Raw genomic sequence first — 25027 nt, 5'->3', positions numbered from 1 at the left:
TTAGTATATTCTTTTATTATAAAAATGAAAAAAAAAATTCTACAGATATCTATTTCTATAATCAAATACAGGAATCAAAAAGATTAGTAAAAAGAATTTTTATATGCTTATTTATAATAGTAATCTTAACTATTTTTTTGATTTTAAATATACTTTATCTGCAAATAATAAAATTTAAAAAATACGAAAAACTTTCTAGCATAAATTCTAGAAAATTGATTTTTATACCACCGAAAAGAGGAATTATTTACGATACAAATGGCATTCCTATAGCTGTAAATAAAAATTCCTATTACTTGGAAGTACTTCCTCAAAAAATACAAAATTTAGAAGAAACTATCAATACTTTAAGAAATTTTCTAAAAATTACAGAAAAGGAATTAGAAATTTTAAAAAAAAATATAAAAAAAAATAAAAATTTAGATAGTATTCTAATCAAAAAAAATTTAACAGAAATTCAAATAGCAAAAATTTTTGTTAATCAGCATAGACTTCATGAAATAAGAATTAAAAAAATGCAAAAAAGGTACTACCCCTATGGTTCTTTTTTATCGCATGTTTTAGGATACGTTTCTAAAGTAGAAAAACAAGATTTAGAAAATTATTTTAAAAAAAACTACAGTATATCGAAAAACTATTTTTCTAATGCAAAGATAGGAAAATCAGGTATAGAAAGATACTATGAAAAATATCTACATGGAATTCCTGGATATCAAGAATTAGAAATTAATAATAAAGGAAAAGTTATAAGAATTAGAAGAGAAAAAGAACCAGAAAATGGAAGTAACATATTTTTGACAATAGATTTAAATTTACAGATGTACATATCTAAGCTATTAGAAGGAAGTAGATCTGCTGTTGTAGTTACCGATCCTAGAGATGGCAGCATAAAAGCTCTAGTTTCCAGTCCAGGATATGATCCAAATTTATTTGTGAAAGGAATTTCTAAAATAGAGTACGAAAAACTTACAAATGATCGTAATCTTCCTTTAATTAATAGAGCAACGCAAGGAATATATCCTCCAGCTTCTACAGTTAAACCTTACGTTTCTGTATCTGCATTAAGTTTAGGGATTATTGATAAAAAATATTCTATGTTTGATCCAGGTTGGTGGAAAATACCTGGATCTAAAAAATGCTATAGAGACTGGAAAAAAATAGGACATGGAAAAATAGATATCATAAAAGCTTTAGAAGAATCTGCAGATACTTTTTTTTATCAAATAGCATATTCTATGGGAATAGAAAATCTTTCTAACTATATGAAAAAATTTGGATACGGGCAGTATACTGGAATCGATCTTAAAGAAGAAAAATCTGGAATTATGCCAAATAAATTTTGGAAAATGAAAAAGTTTAAAAAACCTTGGTATATAGGAGATACTATTCCTATCGGTATAGGACAAGGATATTGGGTAGCTACTCCATTACAAATGATAAAATCTCTAATGATACTAATTAATAATGGAAAAGTACAAACTCCACATTTTTTAAAACATGTACAAAAAAATTCCCTTATTATGCCATATGTTAGTAAAAATATTTTGCAAATTGATAATCCAAAATCTGAAAATTGGATAATTGCTAAAAAAGGTATGTTTGGAGTCGCAAATAAAAAAAATGGAACTGCACATAAAAATTTTTTTGATGCACCTTATAAAATTGCAGCAAAAACAGGTACAGCTCAAGTTTATAGTATTAAATATAAAGAAAAGTATAACGAAAAAAATATATCTGAAAAATTAAGAGATCATAAATTAATGGTAGCTTTTGCTCCTTTTCACAATCCTACAGTAGCTGTAGTAGTAGTACTAGAAAATGGAATAGGAAAGAATAGTGTAGGATTCATAACTAGAAAAATTTTAGACTATGTACTTATTAAAAAATAAAATATATTTTAATAAAAAAAAAAGCACAAATTTTTTTAAAAATTTGTACTTTGATAAGATTTTACTATTTTTTATTTTTTTAGTCTTAATATGTAGTATTTTTATAATATGGAGCGCAACTGGAAAAAGTATTTCTATTGTAAAAAAAAGAATCTTACATATTCTTTTTGGAACATTTGCAATGTTTTTCTTTACAAAAATTCCATCTAAGTTTTACAAAATTTTTTCTTTTCACTTGTATATTGTTTTTATAATTCTACTAATACTAGTAGAATGTTTTGGTAAAATTAGCAACGGAGCAAAGAGATGGATAGAAATAGGAATCATAAAATTTCAACCTTCAGAATTTGCTAAAATAATAGTACCTTTTACAGTAGCAAAAATAATATATAAAAAAAATCCTAAAAATCTTATTAAAAAAGTTATCTTTTCTATTTTTTTAACTATTATTCCAACAATTTTAATAGCAAATCAACCAGATCTAGGAACCGCAGTACTTACATTTTTTTCTAGTTTTTCAATCATATTTTTGTCTGGAATAAATTTCTTTATTATATTTATTATTTTGTTGCTAACTATACTTCTAATTCCAATTATATGGATTTTTTTTATGTACGAATATCAAAAAGCTAGGATTACTAGTATGATATATCCAGAAAAAGATATTCTAGGATCTAGTTATCATATAATACAATCAAAAATTGCAATTGGTTCTGGAGGTATAACAGGGAAAGGATGGCTCAAAGGAACGCAATCGCAACTGGATTTTCTTCCGGAAAGACATACAGATTTTATATTTGCAGTACTAGGAGAAGAATTTGGATTATTAGGAATTTTATTAGTTATTTTTTTATATATGGGAATTATTATGCGATGTCTTTTTATAGCTCATAATACAAGTGACTCATTTAAAAAGATAGTTATTGGAAATACTGTATTAGTATTCTTTATTTATATTTTTACTAATATTAGCATGGTAATAGGAATTTTTCCTGTTGTAGGAATTCCTTTGCCTTTAGTAAGTTATGGAGGTTCAACTTTAGTAGTTTTTATGATAGAGTTTGGTATAATTATGTCTATGCAATCGAAAAAAAAATTTTTACAAGATTTAAAAAATAATGCCTAAAAAAAGTTTTTTAGTAATTAAAAATTTGGGAATACGTTGTTATAAAGAAGTTTTTTACTCTATGAAAAAATTTAATGAAAGAAGAAAGAAATATACTAATGATGAAATTTGGATACTACAACATTTTCCAATATACACTACAGGTATTTCAGATAAAAAAAAATATCCATTTTTCGTATTTAAAAGCAATAGAGGAGGAAAAATTACTTTCCATGGTCCAGGTCAACAAATTATTTATTTTATGATAGATTTAAAAAGAAATAGAATCTCTCCAAAAGTTCTTATGAGAAAAATATGTAAAATCGTAATTTCTACTCTATTTTTCTTTAATATCAAGTCTTATTTTAATAAAAAAATTCCAGGAATATATGTAAAAAAAAAAAAATTTGTTCAATAGGTTTAAATATAAAAAATGGATATTCTTCTCATGGAATAGCTTTGAATGTTGATACAAATCTTACAAATTTCTTTTGCATTGATCCTTGTGGTAGTAAAAAAATGATAATGACAAATATGTCAGATTATACTACTAATAGTTTAAAAATTTCTTATATAACAAAAATTTTAAAAAAAAATTGTATTAATCAATTTCAAAATTATGAAAAAAAAATTTATCAATCAAAAAAGACCTGACTGGATAAAAATTAAACTTTTTAGTAATTTTTCTAATATAAATTTTTTAAAAAATGAAATTCAAAAAAATAAGCTAAATTCTGTATGTCAAGAAGCAAAATGTCCAAATTTACAGGAATGTTTTAGCAGAAAAATAGCAACTTTTATGATATTAGGTAATATTTGTACAAGAAAATGCAAATTTTGCAGTGTTTCAAAAGGAAAACCAAATACAGTAGACGAAAAAGAACCAATAAAATTAGCTAAACTAATTAAAAAAATAAAACTTCAATATGTCGTTATTACCTCTGTTAATAGAGATGATTTAAAAGATGGAGGCGCCAATCATTTTTTAAAATGTATACAAAAAATTAGAAAATACAATTCTAAAGTTAAAATAGAAATTTTAGTACCAGATTTTCGAAATTGTGCAAAAAAAGCAATAAAAATATTTGGGAAAAATCTTCCAAATGTTTTTAATCATAATATAGAAAGTATACCTAGGATACACAAAATTGTTAAACCTGATAGCAATTACGAAAATTCTATAAATTTACTTAAAGATTTTAAAAAGCAGTATCCAAAAATACCAACAAAATCTGGAATAATGGTAGGAATGGGAGAAACAAAAGAAGAACTATATTCTGTATTTTTAGATTTATTCCGTGTTGGTGTAGAAATTTTAACTATTGGTCAATATTTGCCACCTGAAAAAAATAGTTTTCCTGTATACAAATATCTTAGAGATGAAGATTTTATTGAAATTAAAAAACAAGCTCTTTTTATTGGATTCAAACATGTGTATAGCGGAACTTTCATAAGATCTTCATATCATGCACAAGAACAATTTTATGGTCTTCTATAGTTTATTTTTCTTTATTTTACTAGTGATGAATACTCCTAAAAGAATGAATATTATTCCTAAAGAAAAAAGTATACTAGGAAATTTTTTTTTTAGTAAAAAAGCGTATATTATACCAAATATTACTTCAAAAATTATCATAGATCCCATTTTAGAAGATGGAATTATTTTACTAGCTTTATTCCAAAAAAGAAGTCCTAAAAAAGAACAAAATATTCCTAATGTTAGCATTAAAAAAATAAATAAATAGGGATTTGGCCCAAATGGTAAAGGAAAATTCTTTTTATTAACATAAATATTTATACAAACTAAAAAATAGACTAACAAAGATAATGGAAAAGTAACAATACCTTGAGCAGTAGTCCAAGTAGAACTTTCAATTTTTGAATTTTTTTTCAACCAGTGCAAGTTTTTTATTGGATACCAAGTCCAGCAAAATAAGGCAATATTAGCTAATAAGAATCCATAAAAATACTCAAAAAAACTTATTTTTGAAGAATAAGAAGAAAAAGATCTAATTTCATGTAAATTTATCAAAATCAGTCCAAATACAATACATAGTATAGATAGAAAAAGACTTTCATAAGAAATAATTTCAAAATTATTATTTTTTTTTGTATTTTTTGAATGCCATATAGAATATAAAGATATTGTTAGAGGTAAAATTCCTATTACTATAGTAGAAATTGGAGCTCCTATTTTTTGTATAGCTCCGGAAAGACATGCATAGTATAAAATATTTCCTACAAATGATAATTTAGTTGCTGTAATCCAGTCTTTTTTTTTTAGATACTTTAATTTTTTTATTTCTTTCCAAGAAAGTATTATAGAAAAAAGACCAAAAGACATATATCTTCCACAAGATTGCATTAATCCTGGATATTCTGGTATAAAAGTAGGTATTATAAAAATAAAACCCCAAAAAAAACCTGCGATTATTGCAAAAAATATTCCCATTGTCATATAATGTGCTATTTCAAATATACGCCCTGCAGGATTTGAACCTGCGACCTATGGCTTAGAAGGCCATTGCTCTATCCACTGAGCTAAGGGCGCTAAACAGTATAAATATATATTATTTAGATAAATTTAGTCAACATTTAAAAAAAATAAAATGATAGCAAATCTTCTAAATGGAAAAAAAATAGCAAATAAAATTAAAAAAAAAATAAAAAAAAAACTTTTTTTTAAAAATAGAAGAAGTCCAGGACTTGCAATAATTTATATAGGAAATAATAAAAATTCTGAAATTTACATAAGAAAAAAAAAAGAAATCTGTGAAGAAATAGGAATAAATTTCTTTCTCTTTTCTTTAAAAAAAAATTGTAAAAAATTAGAAATTATTTCTTTGATTAAAGATTTAAACATCAATAGTAAAATTGACGGTATTGTACTACAAACTCCTATAGAAAGTAAGTATATAAAAAATGTTTCTAAAATATTTGAAGAAATTCATCCAAGTAAAGATGTAGATGGACTACATCCCTATAATATAGGTAGACTATTTCAAAAATCTCCTATTTTAAGACCTTGTACTTCATACGGAATAATACAATTACTAGAACATTATAAAATTAAGATTCCTGGTCTAAATGCAGTTATTATAGGATCTTCTAATATTGTTGGAAAACCAATGGCATTAGAATTACTTATGCAAGGAGCTACAGTGACTATAACACATAGTCTAACAAAAAATTTAAAAAAACATGTTAGTTCTGCAGATTTATTAATTGTTGCTGTAGGAAAACCCAACTTTATTACTTCGAATTGGATAAAAAAATATTCAATAATTATAGATGTAGGAATCAACTATACTAAAAATCAAAAAATAGTAGGAGATGTTAAAATAGACAAATTTATTTTAAATAAAGCATCTTATATTACTCCAGTTCCAGGAGGAGTAGGACCTATGACTGTTATTGCTTTAGTTCAAAATATTATGCTTTCTTATCAGATGCATTTGTAAAATTTTTATATTTTTTTAAAAAAATTTTTGGATCTTGTTGTAATATTCCGAAAAATTTACCTAACATTTTTAATGTACAAGCTAAACCATGAAATTTTTGATTTTTTGTTTTTTTCATTTTATTAATTTCTTTAGAAATACTAAAAAGTACTGCATATGCTTTAGGAGTATTAAAATCGTCACTCATGCTTTCAATAAATTTTTTAATGAAATTTTCCCCCCATTTAGGTTTAAGAAAAAGATTTGCCCCTAATAGGGAATTATACAATCTTCTAATAGAAGATCTAGCTTGTATCAAGTATTTTTCTTCAAACTTAATATTTTTTCTGTATTGACTAAATGATAAGAAATATCTTATTGATTCATAATCGTACGATGAAAGAATCTTTTTTATGCTTACTGAATTATTTAAAGATTTTGACATTTTTTCGTTTTGCACTTTAACCATTCCAGTATGCATCCAAAATTTAGGGCAATTTTTTTCACTCACACAATAAGATTGTGCTATTTCATTTTCATGATGAGGAAAAACTAAGTCTATTCCTCCTCCATGAATGTCAAATCCATTTTTGAAAATTGTTGAACTCATAGTTGAGCATTCTATATGCCATCCTGGTCTTCCTTTTCCCCATGGAGAATTCCAATTCGGATATTTTGAAGAAATTTTCCATAATGTGAAATCCAAGGAATTTTTCTTATTAATATTGTATTTTTTAATTAATTTTTGTGTATTTTGTCTAGATAGTGATCCGTATTTTTTATAGCTCTCTATACAAAACATAATATCTCCATTCTTTCCTATATATGCATGTTTTTTTTTTACTAGTATCTCAATTATATTAATAATTTCTTTAATATAACTAGTAACTTTAGGCTCTAAATTAGGTGAAGATATTTTTAAATTTTTAAAATCAGTATGCATTTCTTCAATCATTCTATTTGCAATTTCATTCGTAGATACATTTTTTTTTTGTGCAATATTGATAATTTTATCATCTATATCTGTAATATTTCTTACATAAAAAACTTTATATCCTAGAAACTTTAAAAATTTTTTAAAAATATCAAAGAATATAAAAGTCCTAGCATGTCCTATATGACAAACATCGTAAACAGTTACTCCACAAACATATAAAGTAACTATATTTTTTTTAATAGTTTGAAATTTTTCTTTTTTTTTTGTTAAAGTATTAAATATTTTTACCATAATTTTTTTTAAGTAATTTATGAAAACCATATTTGTATCAGATGTGCATCTTTCCGAAAATTTTCCTAATCTAGTTAAGAAATTTTTAAATTTTTTATCAAAAAATAAAAAAAATTTAAAATTTTTATATATACTAGGAGATCTATTTGATTTTTGGATTGGAGACGACAACCAAACTGAACTTAGTAAAAAAATTTCCTTATTTATAAAAAATTTAGTTAAAAATGGTACCTCCTGTTATTTTATTAGAGGAAATAGAGATTTTCTTATTGGAAAAAAATATGCCAATTCTTGTGGTATGAAAATAATACCAAACAATAGTGTACTAAAAATACAAGGATACTCTATAATTGTAATGCATGGAGATCAACTCTTAAAAAAAGACAAAATTTATAAAATTTTTTCAAAGTTTTCAAGAAATAGAATAATAAAAAATGCATTTCTTAAACTTCCTTTAAAAATACGAATAAAAATTGCAAAAATTTTGCGTAAAATTAGCATATCACAAAAGAAAAAAAAAAAAATATTTCTAATAGATAAAAAAAATGTAGAAAAAATTATGAACAAAAATAAAGCTTCTATTTTAATTCATGGACATACTCATATTTGTAAATCCTACAGAGTTTCTAAAAAAAAAATCTGTATTTCATTAGGATCATGGGAAAATTTCGGATCCATGGTTAAAATTGAAAAAAAAAGAATTTCTTTATTTAAGTTTTCTATATAAAATTTTTATAAAAGTCTATGATTTTTTCAATTTTTTTTGAAACTACTTCTATTTTTTCTGATGCATCTACAATAAAATAACTAATATTATTTTCAGAAAAAAAATTTTTTATCTTTTTAGATTCTTGTAAGTATCTTTTAATTCTATAATTAATTGTTTTTATGTTATCATCTTTTCTAACTACTAGATCTTCACCAGTATAATCATCTTTATCCTTAATTTTTGGAGGATTAAAATCAATATGATAAACTCTTCCTGATTTAGTATGCACTCTTCTTCCTAATATCCTATTTTTTATAGTTTCATCTTTTGCTTTTAATTCTATTACGCAATTGAATTTTATTTTAATATTTTTTAACATTTTTGCTTGTTCTAAAGTTCTTGGATATCCTTCTAAAAGAATACTTTTTGATGAATTTTTTTTTAATTCTTTCTTTAGAACGTCAAAAACTATCTTATTGTCTATTAAAATTCCTTTATCTAAATTTTTTTTTATTCTTAATAAAGTATTTTTTTCTAAAAAATTTACTTTTTTTAGTAAAAGTCCTACAGAAATATTTCTTAATTTGTATTTTTTGGAAATAATTTCACTTTGTGTTCCTTTCCCACTTCCTGGAGAACCTATCAAAATAATATTCATATTTATTCAATCTTTATATTTTTAGATAAAATCTGATTTATTTTTTTCACAAAAAAATTAGGATTTTCTAAAGTATTTTGTTCTACCAGCATAGATTCTTGGAATAAAAGATTAACCCAGTCAGAAAAATCTTTTTGATCAGAAATTTTACTTATGTACTTTATAATTTTATGTTTTGGATTAATTTCAAATATGTATTGAATTTTAGGTACATTTTGTCCTGCTGCTGAAAATAATTTTGCCATTTGTGTAGTCATTTCATTTTTATCTGTTACTAATATTGAAGGAGTATCAAGTAATTTATTAGTCAATCTAACATCTTTAATTTTATCTTTCAAAACGGATTTTATTCTTTCCAAAAGATTTTTGGATTCTGTATTTTTATGTTCTGATAATTCTTTTAAATTTTTAAATATTTTTTCTTTATCTAAATTTGTTTTATATACAGATTCTATTTTTTTTCCATCAAATTCTTTAAGAGAATTCATCATCCATTCATCTATTCTGTCGTATAACAAAAGAACTTCTATACCATTTTTATAAAAAATTTCTAAATGAGGACTATTTTTTGCAGATTGATAACTTTCAGAAGTTATATAGTATATTTTCTTTTGTTCTTTTTTCATATTTTTTAAATACGATTTTAAAGAGACTTTTTGTTTTTCAAAATTTGTAGAAGAAAATCTTAAAAGTTCAATAATTTTCTCTTTATTTTGATAATCTTCTGTTATTCCTTCTTTTAAAATAATTCCAAATTGGTTCCAAAAAATACTGTATTTTTTTTCATCTTGAGATAATTTTTTTAACTCAGATAGTATTTTTTTCGTAATTCTATTTTTAATTTTTTTAGTAGCTATACTATTTTGAAGAATTTCTCTAGAGATATTTAGAGGAAGATCACTAGAATCAATTAAACCTTTTATAAATCTTAAATACGTTGGTAAAAATTGTTCAGAATGTTCCATAATAAAAACTTTTTTTACGTACAATTTTAATCCGTATTTTTGTTCTCTATTCCATAAATCCAAGGAAGATTTATAAGGTATATATAAAAGACTTATATACTCTTGAGATCCTTCTACTTTATTATGCATCCAATGCAAAGGTTCATGGAAATCTTGAAAATTTTTTTTATAAAATTCTTTATATTCTTGATTCGATATTGTATTTTTATTTTTTGTCCATAAAGCAATTGCTTGATTTACTTGTTCCCAAATTTTTTTGGAATTTTCAGATTTTTTTTCTAATAAAATTTCTACTGGAATAGATATATGTTCAGAATATTTTTGCACAATACTTCTAATTTTCCATTCATCTAAGAATTCTTCTTCTGAATCTTTTAAAAATAAAATTACTTCTGTACCTATATTTGATTTTTCTATTTCATATATAGTATATTTTCCAGTTCCATCAGATTCCCAAAGTACTCCTTTACCCTCATTTTCTTGTACATGCCTAGTTTTTATAATTACTTTTTTTGAAACTATAAAAGAAGAATAAAATCCAACTCCAAATTGTCCAATAAAATTTTCTGTAGTATTTTCTTTATTTTCTACCAAACGTAAAAATTCTCTAGTACCAGATCTTGCAATAGTTCCTATATTATCGATAACCTCTTTTTTAGTCATTCCTATTCCATTATCTTGTACTGTGATAGTTTTTTCTTCTTTATTATAAGAAATTCTGATTTTAAATTCTTCATCTTTTTCATAAAAATCAGTATTAGAAAGTAAAAAAAATTTAATTTTTTCAATTGCATCTGCTGAATTGGAAATTAACTCTCTTAAAAAAATTTCTTTATTAGAATATAAAGAATGGATCATTAGTTGAAGTAATTGTTTTACTTCAGATTGAAAAGAAAAAACTTCTTTTTTTTTCATATTTTTTGTACCATTTAAAATTTTATTAAAAAGGAATTTTTAAATTTCTTACGGTTAAGTTAGTAATGTCGCTATTTTTTTTTTCGTTAATTTTGTAGTTTGCGTGATTAATTGCAGCCATAACAAGACCTTCTATAACTTCTACTTTTTCTTTTAATAAAGAAGGGTCTATAGTAATTTTTTTACAAATATTTTCTCCATTAAAAACTACTTTAACTAAACCAGCTCCTGATTCTCCAGAAATTTGCATTTTTTCTATGTCTCTGTTCATTTCTTGCATTTTTCTTTGCATTTTTTTAAGATTTTTAATTAAATTAAATATATTATTTGTCATTTTAAAATTCTCAAAGTTCTATTTTTTTAAAGTATATTATTTCTAAAAAAATCATTTCAATTCCTAGTTTCTTATTTTTTAGATAAGAAATATATTTTTTTCTTTTTAAAATTGTTTTATAAATATGTTGTAGTTCAAAAATATCAGCATTTTTTATAGTGTTTGAAATTTTTAGATTAATTAATTTTTTTTCATTACTATTTTTAAAGAAAATTTTTTTTACTAATATTTTGTATAATAAATTTAAAAAATCATCAAGAAAATTTTCTAAATTAATATTTTTTTCAAATAAATTTTGTATTTTTTCTAAAACTTTTTCTCCTTTTTTTTGAATTGTATATTTTAATAAAGAGATAGTTTCTTTAGTACTAGATAAACTGAGAATTTTTCTTACATGCTTTGATTTTATATTTCTATTTGTTAAAGCAGAAGCTTGATCCATAATATTAATGGATTCTCTCATATTTCCATTAGAAAATTTAGAAATTAAATCTAATGATTTTTTATCAATTGCAATATTTTCCTTTTTTGCAATAATTTCTAATTTTTTAAAAATTTCTTTCTCAGAAATTTTTCCTAAATAAAAATGCAAACACCTAGAAAGAATTGTAATAGGAACTTTTTTTGGTTCCGTAGTAGCAAAAAAAAACTTAACATGCTTTTTTGGTTCTTCTAAAGTTTTTAATAAAGAATTAAAACTATACTTTGATAACATATGAACTTCATCTATCAAATAAATCTTAAAGTTTCCTTTTGAAGGATAGTATTTTGTGCTTTCTAGTATTTCTCTTATATCTTCTACTTTAGTATTAGTAGCTCCGTCTATTTCTATAAAATCTAAAAAACGATTTTCTTCTATTTCTATACAATTGGAGCAAATTTGACAAGGGTAAAAAGAAATTCCATTTTTGCAATTTAAAGATTTTGCAAATATTCTTGCAATAGACGTTTTTCCACAACCGCTTGATCCGGAAAACAAAAAAGATTGATGTAATTTCTTATTTGATAAATGATATTCTAAAATTTTTAAAGTACTTTCTTGTCCTAAAATATCAGAAAATTTTTTAGGTCTCCATTTTTGGGATAAAATTATAGTCTTCATAAGATTTGAGGCTAAAAAAAGTAACGAACTATTTGACTGCTTTCTTCCGAACCTGACCAAATTACTTCGTTAAATTTTCCGCCTCGCATTTATTTATTATTGTAAGAATCAGTTTTTAAAAAATTTTATTTTTGCAGAATTTCGTAAATTAGATAGCAAAACTTTCATATATATATTATGCATATTTTTATTCATTTTTTCGATAAAAATTTTCTCTTCTCTTTCATCAATATCTCTATATTTAATTTTTTCTAGAACAATTAAAAAATAATTGTCATTTTTATCGTAAGAGAATGTATAAGAATTTTTTTCTTTTAATAAAGGAATACTGAATACACTATTTGCAATGGGATCATAGTATTTTTCTGAAAATTCAAATTCTTTTCTATATAATTTATTTTTATATTCTTTTTTAATGCTTTCTAGAAAACTTCTATTATTGTCAAAATTTTCTAGTATTTTTTCAGACTTTTTTTGATTTTTTTCAATGAATTTTTTTCTTTTTATTTTATTTTCTATTATATTAGATACAGAGTCTATTGATAAAAGTTTTTTTCTTTCAAAATTTACTTTTGTTAATACTTGTAATTTTTCTTTTTCTTGATTCAAAAAAGGTAATTGATTTTTTTGAAAAAATAGTTTTTCCAGTATAAACTCTTTAATTCTATAATTACTGATATCTATTGGAAAATTTCTAGAATCGAACCAATTACTTTTTTTAGAGTATAAAGAGATATAATTTTTTTCTTCTTCATTTATGCTATTCTTGAATACTATTTCTAGTATCTTTTTCTTAATTTTTTCGTATTCTTTTTTAGATTTTTCTTCTTTTAAAAATTTTATGATTTTTTCTTTTACTTTATTAAATGAAACATAGTAAGAAGGAGTAATTTTTTTTAAAAATATAATATAGTACTTTTTATCTAAATAAAAAATTTTAGAAATTTCTCCTTCTTTTTTTAAATTTGATTGTTCAACAAATTTTATCCAATTCTGATCTTCTTTTTTTTCTATTACTTCATTTTCTGTATCTAAATTGTATATTTTATAATAATTTTCTAAATCTAAAAAATTTCTTTTACGTATTTTCTCAGAAATTTTTTTAAATTCTTCTTTTTCTTTAAATTCTATTATGTTGTATAATTTTCTTTCTGAAGTATAAAAATTTTTTTTATTTTCTTCGTACCATTTAAGTACTTCTTTATCTAAAATTTCTATTTTTTTTCTTATATCATTTAGATTTACTTCCACGTACTCTACAAAAAATTTTTCTGGAACAAAAAAATCTTCTTTATTTGTGTTGTAAAAAGATAAAATTTCTTTTTTTTCTACAATCTGTTCATCTATTTCCTTATTATTGCTAATTTCTAAAAAAGTTGCTATTCTTTTTTGAAAAAAAATCTTTTTTAAATTTTCTATTTCTTTTGGTAATAGATAAGAAAAAATTTCTATCATTTTTTCTAATTTTTCGAAAATTATTCTGTTTTCTACAATTTTATAGTATTCTTCTATACTTAGATTAATTCTATTTAGAAAATCAAAAAACTTAGATTTGCTAAAAACTTTGTTTTCTAAAAATATTTCTTCGGAAAATACTTTTTTTTCTACTTCTTCATTAGAAGCTTGAATACCATTTTTTTTTGCGAATTGTCTTAGCAAAGACTCATTAATAAGTTGATTTATAGATTCTAAATGTATATATTCTTTTGATGTTTCTCCTTTAGTATGAAAGGTTTTATTCTCTTTTTCAAAGAAATTCTTAACTTTAAGATAATCAGAATACGGAATATATTCTTCGTTAACTTTTGCTAGATATTTTTTTTCTTTTTCTAAAAGAAAACTTCCTAAAATACCTAAAAAAGAAGAAAGTATAAATATTAATAAAAATAATTTACAGAGAAAATTTTTGTATAGCAAATTACGTTACCGAATGATAAATTTTATATTTAAAAAGTAAGTTTATTTAGTAGAATAATTTTAAAAACTTCCTTAATATGTGTAACAAAATGGATTTTTGTATTTTGTAAAATTTTTTTAGGAATTTTAGAAATTTCTTTCTTATTTTTTTTTGGTATTATTATAGAATAAATATTTCCTCTTTGAGAAGCAAGTATTTTCTCTTTTATACCTCCAACTGGAAGAATATTTCCAAAAATAGTAATTTCTCCTGTCATAGAAAATTGTAAATTTACTGGATTATTTACTATAGAAGAAAAAATTGCAGTACATATAGAAATACCGGCACTTGGGCCATCTTTTGGTACTGCTCCTTCCGGAAAATGAATATGAATATCATGATTGGAATAAAATTTTGAAGAAATACCAAAATTTTTGCTTTCGTATTTTAAAAAAGTTAGTCCTGCTTTTACGGATTCTTGCATAACTTTTCCTATTGATCCAGTACAAATCAAATTTCCTTTTCCTTTCGTGATTATAGATTCTATGTATAGTAATTCCCCTCCTAATTCTGTCCATGCTAGTCCAATCACTTTTCCTATTCGAGAAGTTTCCTTAACTTTTTCGTATTCAAATTTTTTTTCTCCTAAAAATCTTTTTAAATTTTTCTTTGTAATTGTTATTTTTTTAGTATTTCGTCTTGTTAGAAATATTTTGATAGACTTTCTATATATCTTAGAGATTTCTCTTTCTAAACCTCTAATTCCTGATTCTTTCGTATAATTAATAATTATTTGTTTTAGTATTTTTTTACTAATTTTCACTTCTTTTTTTCGAATTCCATTTTTTTGCATTTGCTTAGGAATCAAATGCATGCTTGCAATATTGATTTTCTCTTCCTCTGTATAACCTGATAAATTTATGATTTCCATTCTATCCAAAAGAGGATAAGGAATTTCTAAAGTATTTGCAGTAGCTATAAACATGACTTCAGACAAATCATAATCTAATTCTAAATAATGATCGTTGAATGCAAAATTTTGTTCTATATCTAGAACTTCTAGTAATGCAGAAGATGGATCTCCTCTTATATCAGAAGAAATTTTATCAATTTCATCAAGTACAAATAAAGGATTTTTGACTCCAATTTTAGAAATTTTTTGTATTATTTTTCCAGGCATAGATCCTATATATGTTCTTCTATGTCCTCTAATTTCAGCTTCATCTCTTAAACCTCCTAAAGAAATTCTAATATATTTTCTTCCGGTAGCTTTAGCTATAGATTTTCCTAAAGAAGTTTTTCCTACCCCAGGAGGTCCAACCAGGCATAATATAGGACCTTGTATTTTATTTTTTCTATTTTGTACTGCTAAATGTTCTAGTATTCTTTCTTTAATTTCGTACAATCCATAATGTTCTTGATCTAAAATTTTTTTAGCTTCCAAAATATTTTTTTTAATTTTGGTTTTTTTTTTCCAAGGTATAGATAAAACAGTTTCTATATAACTTCTAACTACTGTAGCTTCAGCAGATATAGAAGGCATCATTTTTAATTTATTTAATTCACATACTAGTTTTTTTCTTACTATACTAGGAGTTTGTGAAGAGTACATTTTATTTCTTATTTCTTGATATTCTTCTTTATTGATTTCATTTTCTCCTAACTCTTTTTGTATAGCTTTCATTTGTTCATTTAGATAGTATTCTCTTTGGCTTTTTTCCATTTGTTTTCTAATTCTATTTCTGATTTTTTTTTCTATTTTTAAAATTTCTATTTCTGACTCCATAAACTTCATTAGATTTTCTATTCTTTTTTTAAGATCAATTTCTTCTAAAATTTTTTGTTTTTCTTTAAGCCTAAGAGGTATATGCGCAGCTATAGTATCTGCTAATCTAGAAGTATTTTTTATATTGTTTAAGGTTACTAGTACTTCTCTAGGAATTTTCTTGTTTAATTTAATATAAACTTCAAATTGATTAATTATTGTTCTAATAAATATCTTATTTTCTTTCTCTGGAATTTTACAATTTTGTAAATAACAAATTTCTGCTACAAAATGTTTTCCGTTATCTATTATTTTTAAAATTTTTGCTCTTTTCTTACCTTCTACTAGAACTTTTACAGTTCCATCTGGAAGTTTTAGCATTTGTAAAACATTAGAAATAGTGCCTATAGAATACAAATCTTCTGGATTTGGATTATCTTTAGAAGGTTCTTTTTGTGCTACTAGCATAATTTTTTTTTTATCTTTCATAGAAGTTTTTAGACACCTAATAGATTTTTCCCTTCCAATAAATAAAGGAATAATCATATAGGGATATATAACTACATCCCTCAATGGTAATACTGGTATATTTGTAGATTCAAAACACTCAGTATTATTCATAAAATTCTCTCTTTTATATTAAATGCAATTAGTATTTATAAAATTAAAGTTGATAAACAAGAAGAAATAATATTTGTCTATCTATTTTTGTAAAATAACAAAGGTTTTGATTTTTTTAAAATAGCATTTTTATCTACTTTTACTTCTTTTACTCCAGATATAGAAGGTAATTTGTACATTGTATCTAAAAGAACATCTTCTATAATAGATCTTAATCCTCTTGCTCCAGTTCTTCTTCGAATTGCTTTTTTAGCAATTTCCAGTAATGCTTTTTCACAAAATTCTAGCTTTATTCCTTCCAAACTAAATAATTTTTTGTACTGCTTCGTTAAAGAATTTTTAGGTTTTGTTAAAATTTCTACTAAAGAATCTCTATCTAATTCTTCTAATGTACTAATAATTGGTAATCTCCCTACAAATTCTGGTATTAGTCCAAATTTTATTAGATCTTCTGGTTCTACTTGCTTAAGAATTTTTTCTTTTTTAATTCTTTTTTTTTGATTAAATTTAGCATGAAATCCTATATTTTTTTTATTTATTTTTCTTTTTTGAATAATTTTATCTAATCCAGAAAATGTGCCTCCGCAAATAAATAAAATTTTTGTTGTATCTATGTTTATAAATTTTTGATTTGGATGCTTTCTTCCTCCATGAGGAGGTATAGAAGATATAGTTCCTTCTATGAGCTTTAATAAAGCTTGCTGAACTCCTTCTCCAGATACATCTCTAGTAATAGAAACGTTTTCAGATTTTTTAGCAATTTTGTCAATTTCATCAATATAAACAATTCCTTTTTGTGCTTTTTCTATATCAAAATCGCATTTTTGTAAAAGTCTTTGTATTATATTTTCCACATCTTCACCAACATATCCAGCTTCTGTTAAAGTTGTAGCATCTGCTATAGAAAATGGAACTTGTAAAAATTTTGCTAATGTTTCTGCTAGTAAAGTTTTACCACTACCGGTAGGACCTATTAGTAATATATTGCTTTTTCCAATTTCAGTTGTATCTTTTTTTATTTTTTCAGAATATTTAATTTTTTTGTAATGATTGTATACAGCTACTGAAAGAATTTTTTTTGTTGTTTTTTGACCTACAATGTACTCATTTAACTCTTTATAGATTTTTTTTGGAGTTATTTCTTTCGTATTTACATTTTTTGAAAAATTTTCTAATTTTTCTTCTTTAATAATTGTATTGCATAATTCTATACATTCATTACAAATGTATACAGAAGGACCTACTATCAATTTTTTTACGCTATTTTGATTTTTCCCGCAAAAAGAACAGTATAGTATATCTGGTACTTCTGTATTTTTCTTTTTCATTTTAAACTCCAATTATTTTTTTATTTTCTTTTTGTAAATATAGAATCTACTATACCGTATTCTATAGCTTCTGAAGAAGACATAAAAAAATCTCTTTCTGTATCTTTTTCAATTTGTTTTATTTTTTTTCCTGTATGAAAGGCAAATAATGCATTCATTTGTTTTTTAATTTGTGAAATTTCTTTGGCTTGTATTTGTATATCAGTTTCTTGGCCTCTAAAACTACCAATAGGTTGGTGAATCATAATACGAGAATGTTTTAGACAAAATCTTTTACCTTTTTGACCAGAAGATAGTATAAATGCAGCCATAGAAGCAGCTTGACCAATACATAAAGTACTTACTTTTGGTTTTATAAACTGCATAGTATCGTATATAGACATTCCAGAATTTATGCATCCACCAGGAGAATTGATATACAAAAAAATATCTTTTTCTGGATTTTCTGATTCTAAAAAAATCATTTGTGCTATAACTAAGCTAGAAATTCTTTCTTCTATAACACCATTTAAAAATATAATTCTTTCTTTAAGTAGTCTGGAATATATATCATAAGATCTTTCTCCAAAAGAAGTTTTTTCTACTACAATTGGAATAATGCTAGAATAACTTTTTTTTTCTTCATCAATATTGTTAAACATATATTCTCCAGATTTATTACTTAAATAAACTAAAATAAATAAATAATCCGCAAATACCTAAATTTATCAAAATTTTTGTTTTATACTTTGTATTTGTCAAAAATTTTTGTAAAATATTAGAAATTAAAACTTATAATTTTTATACTTTTTCGTTTTTTCATAATATTACCAAGTATTTTTTAAGAAATCAAAATTAGATTAAAAAATACTTCTACATTTATAAAAAATTAAAATTTTATGAAATCAATGAAAGCAACTGTAGTAGGATGTGGAGCTATTGGAAAATTTTTAATGATTTTATTATCAAAAAAAAGTATTTTTGTACAGGGTTGGACTAAAAAAAGAGAAAAATTTTTAAAATTCTTTTTTACTGAAAAATCTTTTGTTTTTCAAATAAATAATAAAAAACATTTAAAAAATAGTAAGATAGTATTTTTTTGTACAAAAGCACAAGATTCACATCTTGCTATATTAAATATAATAAAATACATTAAAAAAAGTGCTTTCATATTTTTACTAAGTAATGGATTAGGAATAGTTGAAAAAATTTCTAGGATAAAAAATCCTATAGTATTAGGATTTACCACACATTCTGTAACAGAATTACATAAAAATACTATTAAAGTAAATTATTTTGGAGAATTTAATATTGGTCCAAGTACAAAAATGAAAAAAGAGCAAGAAAGATTAATTATCAGAATTAATCAAAAATACTTAAATTTTATTTGGCACAAAAATATACAGATTCCAATATGGAAAAAATTTACAGCTAATTGTGTTATAAATCCTTTAACAGTATTGTACAATTGTAAAAATGGAAAACTAATAAAATTCAAAAAAAAAATTTCAAAAATATGCAAAGAAATTTTTAATTTGATAAAAGCACAAAATATTTCTATAAAATATAAGAATCTTTTTTTTTATGTAATTCAGATTATTGAATATACTAAAGAAAATACATCATCCATGCTACAAGATATAAAAAAAAATAAAAAATCTGAAATAGACTATCTAAATGGATATGTTTTAAAAATTTCCAAAAAATATCATTTTTCTTGTCCAAATAACGAAAAAATTTTTAAAAAAATTAAAAAAATAGAAAAAAAAATTAAAATTAAAAATCGTAATTTTTAAATTAAAATTTCTATAGCACTAATATGTATTGCAATAATCAAAAATACAAAATACTTCCTTTTATAAAAAATCCGAAACAATTAAAAAAGATTTCTGAACAGGAATTATCTAATTTATGTGAGGATATAAGAAATTTTCTATTAAGTACATTTAGTTCTAATCCAGGACACTTCGCTTCTGGATTGGGAGTAGTAGAACTTACTGTAGCACTACACTATATTTATGAATCTCCTAAGGATAATATAATATGGGACACTGGTCACCAAACTTATCCTCATAAAATATTAACAGAAAGAAAAAATTTAATACATACTATAAGAAGAAAAAACGGTTTGCATCCTTTTCCTAATATATATGAAAGTAAATATGATTGTGTTTCTGTAGGACATTCTTCCACATCTTTAAGCTATGGGTTAGGTATTGCTGTAGCAGAAAATTTGCAAAATACGAAAAGAAAAACAATTTGTGTTATTGGAGATGGTGCTATTACTGCAGGTATGGCTTTTGAAGCTATTAACCATACTGGAATTACAAAATCAGATATACTAATAGTTTTAAATAATAATAAAATGTCTATTTCAGAAAATGTAGGTACCTTAAGTAAAGTATTAACAAAAAAAAATTTTAAAAATTTTTTTTCCGGTTCAGGAAAGGAAATATACTATAAAAAAAGAATCTTAAAGAATATATTTTTACAATTCGGTTTTTCTGTATTCAATTTGTACAATGGAAATGATGTTGCAAAAATAACTAAAAAGCTAAAAAAAATTAAAGATATTCCAGGTCCTAAATTGTTAAATATTTTTACAAAAAAAGGATTCGGATACGTGCCTGCAGAGAAAAATCCAATTAAATGGCATTTTGTAAAAAAATTTAGTATTAAAAAAGGAGAATTTCAAGAAACTGCATCTCAAAAAACCTATTCTACTATTTTTGGTAATTGGCTTTGTACTACTGCTAAAATAGATAAAAAATTGATAGCTATAACTCCAGCTATGAGAGAAGGTTCAGGAATGACAAAATTTGCTAAAGAATTCCCTAAACAATATTTTGATGTAGCTATAGCTGAACAACATGCTATAACTTTTGCTGCAGGACTAGCAATTAAAAAACATAATGTTATAGTTGCTATATATTCTACTTTTTTACAAAGAGCATACGATCAAATTATTCATGATGTTGCATTACCAAAACTTCCAATTTTATTTGCTATAGATAGAGCTGGAATCGTTGGAGAAGATGGATCTACTCATCAAGGAGCTTTTGATTTATCATATTTGAGATGTATACCTAATATTATTATAATGACTCCTAGTAGTGGTAAGGAACTAAAAATGATGCTGAATATAGGACATTTGTACAAAGATGGTCCAGTAGCTATTCGATATCCTAAAAAAGAAGTACAAGAAATTGATTTTATAAAAGAATCTTCTATAAAAATTGGAAAAGCAAACATTATTAGAATAGGAAAAATTTTTGCTATTTTAAATTTTAGCACTTTAATAAAAGAATTGTATTTTATTTCTAATAAACTAGATGCAACTTTAGTAGATATGAGATTTGTTAAACCAATAGACGAAGATTTAATTAATAGAATATCTGAAGAATATAAGTTTTTAATCACAATTGAAGAAAATACTGTTTTAGGTGGAGCTGGAAGTACAGTAAATGAAATTGTCGTAAAAAAAAGAAATAGAGCCTCTATACTAAATATAGGACTTCCTGATAAATTTATACCGCATGGAACACAAAAAGAAGTTCTTTCAGAAATTGGATTAGATACTAAAGGAATTATAAAAAAAATTTCTAATTGGATCAAAAATACTAATTAAAAAAATTAATAAAGTATACAATTATAGCGGATAGTAATCCTGCAGTTATATCATCTAATACTACACTTACTCCACCTTTAGTGTTTTTTTCTACGAAAGATATAATACAAGGTTTATAGATATCTAAAAATCTGAACAATATAAAAACAAATACAATTGTTTTGTTATCATAATTTCTACAAAATAGTAATGCAGTCCAAATTCCTATGCATTCGTCTAAAATAATTTTTCTATTGTCTTTTATTCTAGTTTTTTTTTCTACCAATTTACAACAATAAATTCCATAAAAAATTAATGAAAATAAAAAAATAGTGTACAAAAATACATTCAAATTTTTTAGATAAGTTTTCCAAAATATGGTAGCGAATATTGTACCTAATGTTCCAGGCATATAAGGAAACAATCCAATGTAGAATACAGTTGCAATCATAAAATGCAATCGAAATTTTATTTTTTCTCTATTCTTTTTTTTAATTTTCAAAATGTTCATATCCTTTCCAAGGATAATTAATAATTTTCTTATTTTTTACAAAAATAATTTTTCTATTCATAAGTATCTTACCTATGTTAGTACATTTTATTCCAGTATCAAAAAAAAATTTTTCTATTTTTTCTTTATATTTTTTCTTTATTGTAAAACAAATTTCTTGATCTTCACCTCCATTAATAGCATAGTATAAAGATTTTTTTTTACCAAAAATTTTTGACATTTTTTTAGAAGTAGGAATTTTATCTAAAAATATTTTAGCTCCACAATTACTAAAGTATAGTATTTTATCTAAATCTTTTATTACTCCATCAGAAATATCAATTGCAGAATTAATAAAATTTCTTATTTTATTCATGCAATAAAGTCTTATTTTTGGTTTTATATGTTTATTTACAAAGTATTCTGAATCTTTTTTATTATTTAAAAATATTTGTTTTTCTAAAATTTTTAGTCCTACTAAACTATCTCCTAAATTTCCTGTTACATATATTAGATCTTTATTTCTAGCTCCAGAACGCATCATTCTACTCTTTCTTTCTACATACCCTATGGTAGTAGCATTAATTGATAAAGGACCTCTACTTATATCTCCTCCAATTAGATCTATTCTGTATTTTTTTAAACACAACAAGAATTTTCTACTGAATTCTTTTATCCAAATTCTTTTTATACTAGGCATAGTAATTGATAAAAGAATATAATTTGGTATACCCCCCATGGCAGCAATATCACTAACACTAGTTCTAAACAATTTTTCTGCTAAATTAGAAGGAGATATACTTGAAAAAAAGTGTATTCCGCAAACCATTAAATTTGTGGTAATTATGATATCTTTTTGGTTTTCTGGTCTAATAATAGCACAATCATCTCCAATTCCTTTAATAAGATTTTTGGAAAATATTTTTTTCTTAAAAAAAAATTAATAATATTTTTTTCTTTCATTTTAGTATTAAATGTATTTTATCTAAAACACCATTTATAAATGCGTAACTTTTTTCAGAACCAAATATTTTTGCCAATTCTATTGCTTCATTTATAACAATTTTATAAGGTATTTTCTTTTGCATAAATTCAAAAATTGCAATTCTAAGTATATTTTTTTCTATAAAATCTATATTTTTGATACTTCTTGAAACATATGGTTTCATTATGGTATCTAATTTGTCGGTATTTTTTGAAACTTCGTAAAATAAAAATCTAAAATAAGCAATATCTGTATACAAAAGTTTATTTTCTAAAAAGAAATATTTTTCAATTTCATATATACTATTTTTGGATATTTGCCAGGAATACAAAGCTTGTATAGCATTTTTTCTCGCATTTCTTCTAGAAGAATGATTCAAAATTTTTCCTATTTTATTTTTTCAATTGTATCTATCATTTCTAGTACAGAATATGCTGCTTCAGAACCTCTATTTCCAAATTTTCCTCCAGATCTTTCAAAAGCTTGATTCAAATTTTTCACAGTTAGTATCGCACAAGAAATTGGAATTTGGTATTTAACAGAAATATTAGATATTTGTAAAAAACATGATTGAGCTATATATTTAGCATGCTTAGTTTCTCCTTCTATTATAGAAGCAATTGCTATAACTGCAGAACTTTTTTTCTTTTCAGAAACAATATCACAAATTAATGGTATTTCATAAACTCCTGGAACCCAAATTTTTTTAATATTTTTATTAGAAATTTTTCCTACATTTATTAGTGTATTTTTAGCACCATCTATTAATTTTTCATTAATAAATTTATTGAATTTTGCCGCAATAATTGTAATTTCAAAATCTTTTTGATTTAAATAGTATTTCATATTATTTTTTTAAGATTGTTTATTAGATTTTTTTCATTATAATTCTAATATCTTTCCCAATTCTTTTAATACTTTTGTAGCTAAATAGAATAGCATCTTCTAATTTTTTTATTTTTGGTAAATTGAACATTGGTATTGCATATTTTCCAAAAAATTTAGGAGACTGATACAAAATAATTTCATCTAATAAATTTTTTTTCAACAAAGCACTAGAAAAGATTGAACCAGATTCTACTAGTACATTATTAATTCTTTTTTTTCCTAAATATTTCATTAAAAATAGGAGATCAAATTTATATTCTTCATTTTTATCAACTTTTTCAGTAGGAATAACTATCTGTTTTACGAAATATGGCCATTTTTTTTTGTCCTTATTAGTTTTAATTATCCAAATTTCGCTATTTTTTTCAAATATTTTTTTATTTTTATCGATTCTATTTTTTGAATCTAAAATGATCCTTATTGGATTTCTAAACATATTTTTAGAATATATTTTTTTTACTCTACTAGATAAAGAGTTCCATCGTACAGTCAAATTTGGATCATCTTTTATAATAGTATTTGAAGTAGAAAGTATAGCGTCACTTTCTGCTCTGAATTCTTGAACATCTCTTCTAGACTTTTCGCAAGTTATCCATTTACTTTCTCCTGAATTCATAGCTATTTTTCCATCTATAGAAATTGCTAACTTTAATCTAATCCATGGAATTCCCGTACGCATTCTTTTCAAAAATCCAAAATTTATTTCTTCTGATTCTTTGATCATATTTAAAACTTTTACTTCTATTCCAGATTCTTTTAAAGTTTTTATCCCTTTTCCGGATACTTTTGGATTTGGATCAATCATAGCAATTACTATTTTAGTAATTTTAGCTTTTATTATTTCTTTAACGCATGGAGGAGTTTTTCCGTAATGAATACAAGGTTCTAAAGTGACATAAATAGTCGATCCTATTGAGTATTTTCCAGCTTTCTTAATTGCTGAAATTTCTGCATGCGGTCCTCCGTATTTTTTATGATATCCTTTTCCTACAATTTTACAATTTCGTACTATTATACAACCTACATTCGGATTAGGAGATGTAGTGAATCTTCCTTTTTTAGCTATTTGAAATGCTTTAGAAAGGTAAAATTTATCTTTTTCCATAAAGTTTTATATTTAAT

General features: G+C 23.6%; 22 protein-coding genes, 1 tRNA gene, 1 other RNA gene and 1 pseudogene. 8 read left to right on the top strand and 17 right to left on the bottom strand.

Annotated elements, in window-relative coordinates; all coding sequences use genetic code 11:
* The first annotated feature begins 5 nt into the window (after nucleotides 1-5).
* The 4 genes and pseudogenes from mrdA to lipA all read left to right on the top strand — a co-directional run bounded on the left by mrdA (nucleotide 6) and on the right by lipA (nucleotide 4492).
* Entirely contained in the window at nucleotides 6-1889 is a 1884-nt protein-coding gene (gene mrdA, locus AOQ89_RS00195; protein WP_425356348.1) for a penicillin-binding protein 2, read from the top strand.
* Complete coding sequence (gene rodA / locus AOQ89_RS00190; RefSeq protein ID WP_080872125.1) at nucleotides 1870-3015, top strand: rod shape-determining protein RodA; 1146 nt, start codon at nucleotides 1870-1872, stop codon at nucleotides 3013-3015. The genes mrdA and rodA overlap by 20 nt, the downstream gene beginning before the upstream one ends.
* Nucleotides 3008-3648, top strand: a pseudogene (lipB, locus tag AOQ89_RS03090) (lipoyl(octanoyl) transferase LipB). The gene rodA and the pseudogene lipB overlap by 8 nt, the downstream one beginning before the upstream one ends.
* A complete protein-coding gene (gene lipA / locus AOQ89_RS00175) occupies nucleotides 3614-4492 on the top strand; it encodes a lipoyl synthase (RefSeq protein ID WP_080872119.1) in 879 nt (292 codons plus the stop codon). The pseudogene lipB and the gene lipA overlap by 35 nt, the downstream one beginning before the upstream one ends.
* On the opposite strand, the gene AOQ89_RS00170 is transcribed toward lipA, so the two are convergent.
* Together AOQ89_RS00170 and AOQ89_RS00165 are read right to left on the bottom strand one after the other, a co-directional pair.
* On the bottom strand, nucleotides 4487-5452 hold the full coding sequence (locus AOQ89_RS00170; protein WP_080872117.1) for a DMT family transporter: 966 nt from the start codon (nucleotides 5450-5452) through the stop codon (nucleotides 4487-4489). The genes lipA and AOQ89_RS00170 overlap by 6 nt on opposite strands.
* 20 nt (nucleotides 5453-5472) lie before the next feature.
* Nucleotides 5473-5545 (bottom strand) — tRNA-Arg (locus tag AOQ89_RS00165).
* 58 nt (nucleotides 5546-5603) lie between these two features.
* Between AOQ89_RS00165 and folD the strand changes: the two genes are divergently transcribed.
* Complete coding sequence (gene folD, locus AOQ89_RS00160) at nucleotides 5604-6455, top strand: bifunctional methylenetetrahydrofolate dehydrogenase/methenyltetrahydrofolate cyclohydrolase FolD (protein WP_080872115.1); 852 nt, start codon at nucleotides 5604-5606, stop codon at nucleotides 6453-6455.
* On the opposite strand, the gene cysS is transcribed toward folD, so the two are convergent.
* On the bottom strand, nucleotides 6427-7692 hold the full coding sequence (cysS, locus tag AOQ89_RS00155) for a cysteine--tRNA ligase (protein WP_143715363.1): 1266 nt from the start codon (nucleotides 7690-7692) through the stop codon (nucleotides 6427-6429). The genes folD and cysS overlap by 29 nt on opposite strands.
* On the opposite strand from cysS, the gene AOQ89_RS00150 reads away from it, so the two are divergent.
* Nucleotides 7682-8389 (top strand): UDP-2,3-diacylglucosamine diphosphatase, encoded by a 708-nt coding sequence (locus tag AOQ89_RS00150; RefSeq protein WP_080872109.1) that lies wholly within the window; start codon nucleotides 7682-7684, stop codon nucleotides 8387-8389. The genes cysS and AOQ89_RS00150 overlap by 11 nt on opposite strands.
* On the opposite strand, the gene AOQ89_RS00145 is transcribed toward AOQ89_RS00150, so the two are convergent.
* The 9 genes from AOQ89_RS00145 to clpP all read right to left on the bottom strand — a co-directional run bounded on the left by AOQ89_RS00145 (nucleotide 8382) and on the right by clpP (nucleotide 18597).
* Entirely contained in the window at nucleotides 8382-9029 is a 648-nt protein-coding gene (locus tag AOQ89_RS00145; protein WP_080872105.1) for a nucleoside monophosphate kinase, read from the bottom strand. The genes AOQ89_RS00150 and AOQ89_RS00145 overlap by 8 nt on opposite strands.
* Before the next feature lie 2 nt (nucleotides 9030-9031).
* Nucleotides 9032-10909, bottom strand: coding sequence for a molecular chaperone HtpG (gene htpG / locus AOQ89_RS00140; protein WP_080872103.1), 1878 nt, complete (start codon nucleotides 10907-10909; stop codon nucleotides 9032-9034).
* A 25-nt stretch (nucleotides 10910-10934) separates the two neighbouring features.
* Nucleotides 10935-11243 (bottom strand): YbaB/EbfC family nucleoid-associated protein, encoded by a 309-nt coding sequence (locus AOQ89_RS00135; protein WP_080872102.1) that lies wholly within the window; start codon nucleotides 11241-11243, stop codon nucleotides 10935-10937.
* Between the two features lie 10 nt (nucleotides 11244-11253).
* On the bottom strand, nucleotides 11254-12345 hold the full coding sequence (gene dnaX / locus AOQ89_RS00130; protein ID WP_080872101.1) for a DNA polymerase III subunit gamma/tau: 1092 nt from the start codon (nucleotides 12343-12345) through the stop codon (nucleotides 11254-11256).
* A gap of 1 nt (nucleotide 12346) precedes the next feature.
* Nucleotides 12347-12433, bottom strand: an RNA gene (gene ffs / locus AOQ89_RS00125) — signal recognition particle sRNA small type.
* Nucleotides 12434-12453: 20 nt separating this feature from the next.
* A complete protein-coding gene (locus AOQ89_RS00120; RefSeq protein ID WP_080872099.1) occupies nucleotides 12454-14262 on the bottom strand; it encodes a SurA N-terminal domain-containing protein in 1809 nt (602 codons plus the stop codon).
* A gap of 29 nt (nucleotides 14263-14291) precedes the next feature.
* Complete coding sequence (gene lon, locus AOQ89_RS00115; protein ID WP_080872098.1) at nucleotides 14292-16628, bottom strand: endopeptidase La; 2337 nt, start codon at nucleotides 16626-16628, stop codon at nucleotides 14292-14294.
* A gap of 77 nt (nucleotides 16629-16705) precedes the next feature.
* On the bottom strand, nucleotides 16706-17956 hold the full coding sequence (gene clpX / locus AOQ89_RS00110) for an ATP-dependent Clp protease ATP-binding subunit ClpX (RefSeq protein WP_080872096.1): 1251 nt from the start codon (nucleotides 17954-17956) through the stop codon (nucleotides 16706-16708).
* A 20-nt stretch (nucleotides 17957-17976) separates the two neighbouring features.
* Nucleotides 17977-18597: an ATP-dependent Clp endopeptidase proteolytic subunit ClpP gene (gene clpP, locus AOQ89_RS00105; RefSeq protein WP_080872094.1), complete on the bottom strand. Its 621-nt coding sequence runs from the start codon at nucleotides 18595-18597 to the stop codon at nucleotides 17977-17979.
* Between the two features lie 237 nt (nucleotides 18598-18834).
* Between clpP and AOQ89_RS00100 the strand changes: the two genes are divergently transcribed.
* On the top strand, nucleotides 18835-19731 hold the full coding sequence (locus tag AOQ89_RS00100; protein WP_080872092.1) for a ketopantoate reductase family protein: 897 nt from the start codon (nucleotides 18835-18837) through the stop codon (nucleotides 19729-19731).
* 23 nt (nucleotides 19732-19754) lie between these two features.
* Nucleotides 19755-21563, top strand: a complete 1809-nt coding sequence (gene dxs, locus AOQ89_RS00095; RefSeq protein WP_080872090.1) for a 1-deoxy-D-xylulose-5-phosphate synthase — start codon at nucleotides 19755-19757, stop codon at nucleotides 21561-21563.
* Here dxs and AOQ89_RS00090 read toward each other — a convergent pair.
* The 5 genes from AOQ89_RS00090 to ribD all read right to left on the bottom strand — a co-directional run bounded on the left by AOQ89_RS00090 (nucleotide 21556) and on the right by ribD (nucleotide 25010).
* Complete coding sequence (locus AOQ89_RS00090) at nucleotides 21556-22053, bottom strand: phosphatidylglycerophosphatase A family protein (protein WP_080872086.1); 498 nt, start codon at nucleotides 22051-22053, stop codon at nucleotides 21556-21558. The genes dxs and AOQ89_RS00090 overlap by 8 nt on opposite strands.
* Nucleotides 22034-22927, bottom strand: a complete 894-nt coding sequence (thiL, locus tag AOQ89_RS00085) for a thiamine-phosphate kinase (protein ID WP_342585750.1) — start codon at nucleotides 22925-22927, stop codon at nucleotides 22034-22036. Before thiL ends, AOQ89_RS00090 begins: the two co-directional genes overlap by 20 nt.
* 64 nt (nucleotides 22928-22991) lie before the next feature.
* A complete protein-coding gene (gene nusB, locus AOQ89_RS00080; protein WP_080872082.1) occupies nucleotides 22992-23396 on the bottom strand; it encodes a transcription antitermination factor NusB in 405 nt (134 codons plus the stop codon).
* 8 nt (nucleotides 23397-23404) lie between these two features.
* On the bottom strand, nucleotides 23405-23863 hold the full coding sequence (ribH, locus tag AOQ89_RS00075) for a 6,7-dimethyl-8-ribityllumazine synthase (protein ID WP_080872080.1): 459 nt from the start codon (nucleotides 23861-23863) through the stop codon (nucleotides 23405-23407).
* Nucleotides 23864-23885: 22 nt separating this feature from the next.
* Nucleotides 23886-25010, bottom strand: a complete 1125-nt coding sequence (gene ribD / locus AOQ89_RS00070; RefSeq protein WP_080872078.1) for a bifunctional diaminohydroxyphosphoribosylaminopyrimidine deaminase/5-amino-6-(5-phosphoribosylamino)uracil reductase RibD — start codon at nucleotides 25008-25010, stop codon at nucleotides 23886-23888.
* Between the last annotated feature and the right edge of the window lie 17 nt (nucleotides 25011-25027).

It is taken from the genome of bacterium endosymbiont of Pedicinus badii, from assembly GCF_002075085.1.
Lineage (GTDB): Bacteria > Pseudomonadota > Gammaproteobacteria > Enterobacterales > Enterobacteriaceae > PRUG.
The sequence above is the reverse complement of the archived record's forward strand: the minus strand, read 5'-3'. Positions and strand labels throughout refer to the sequence as shown.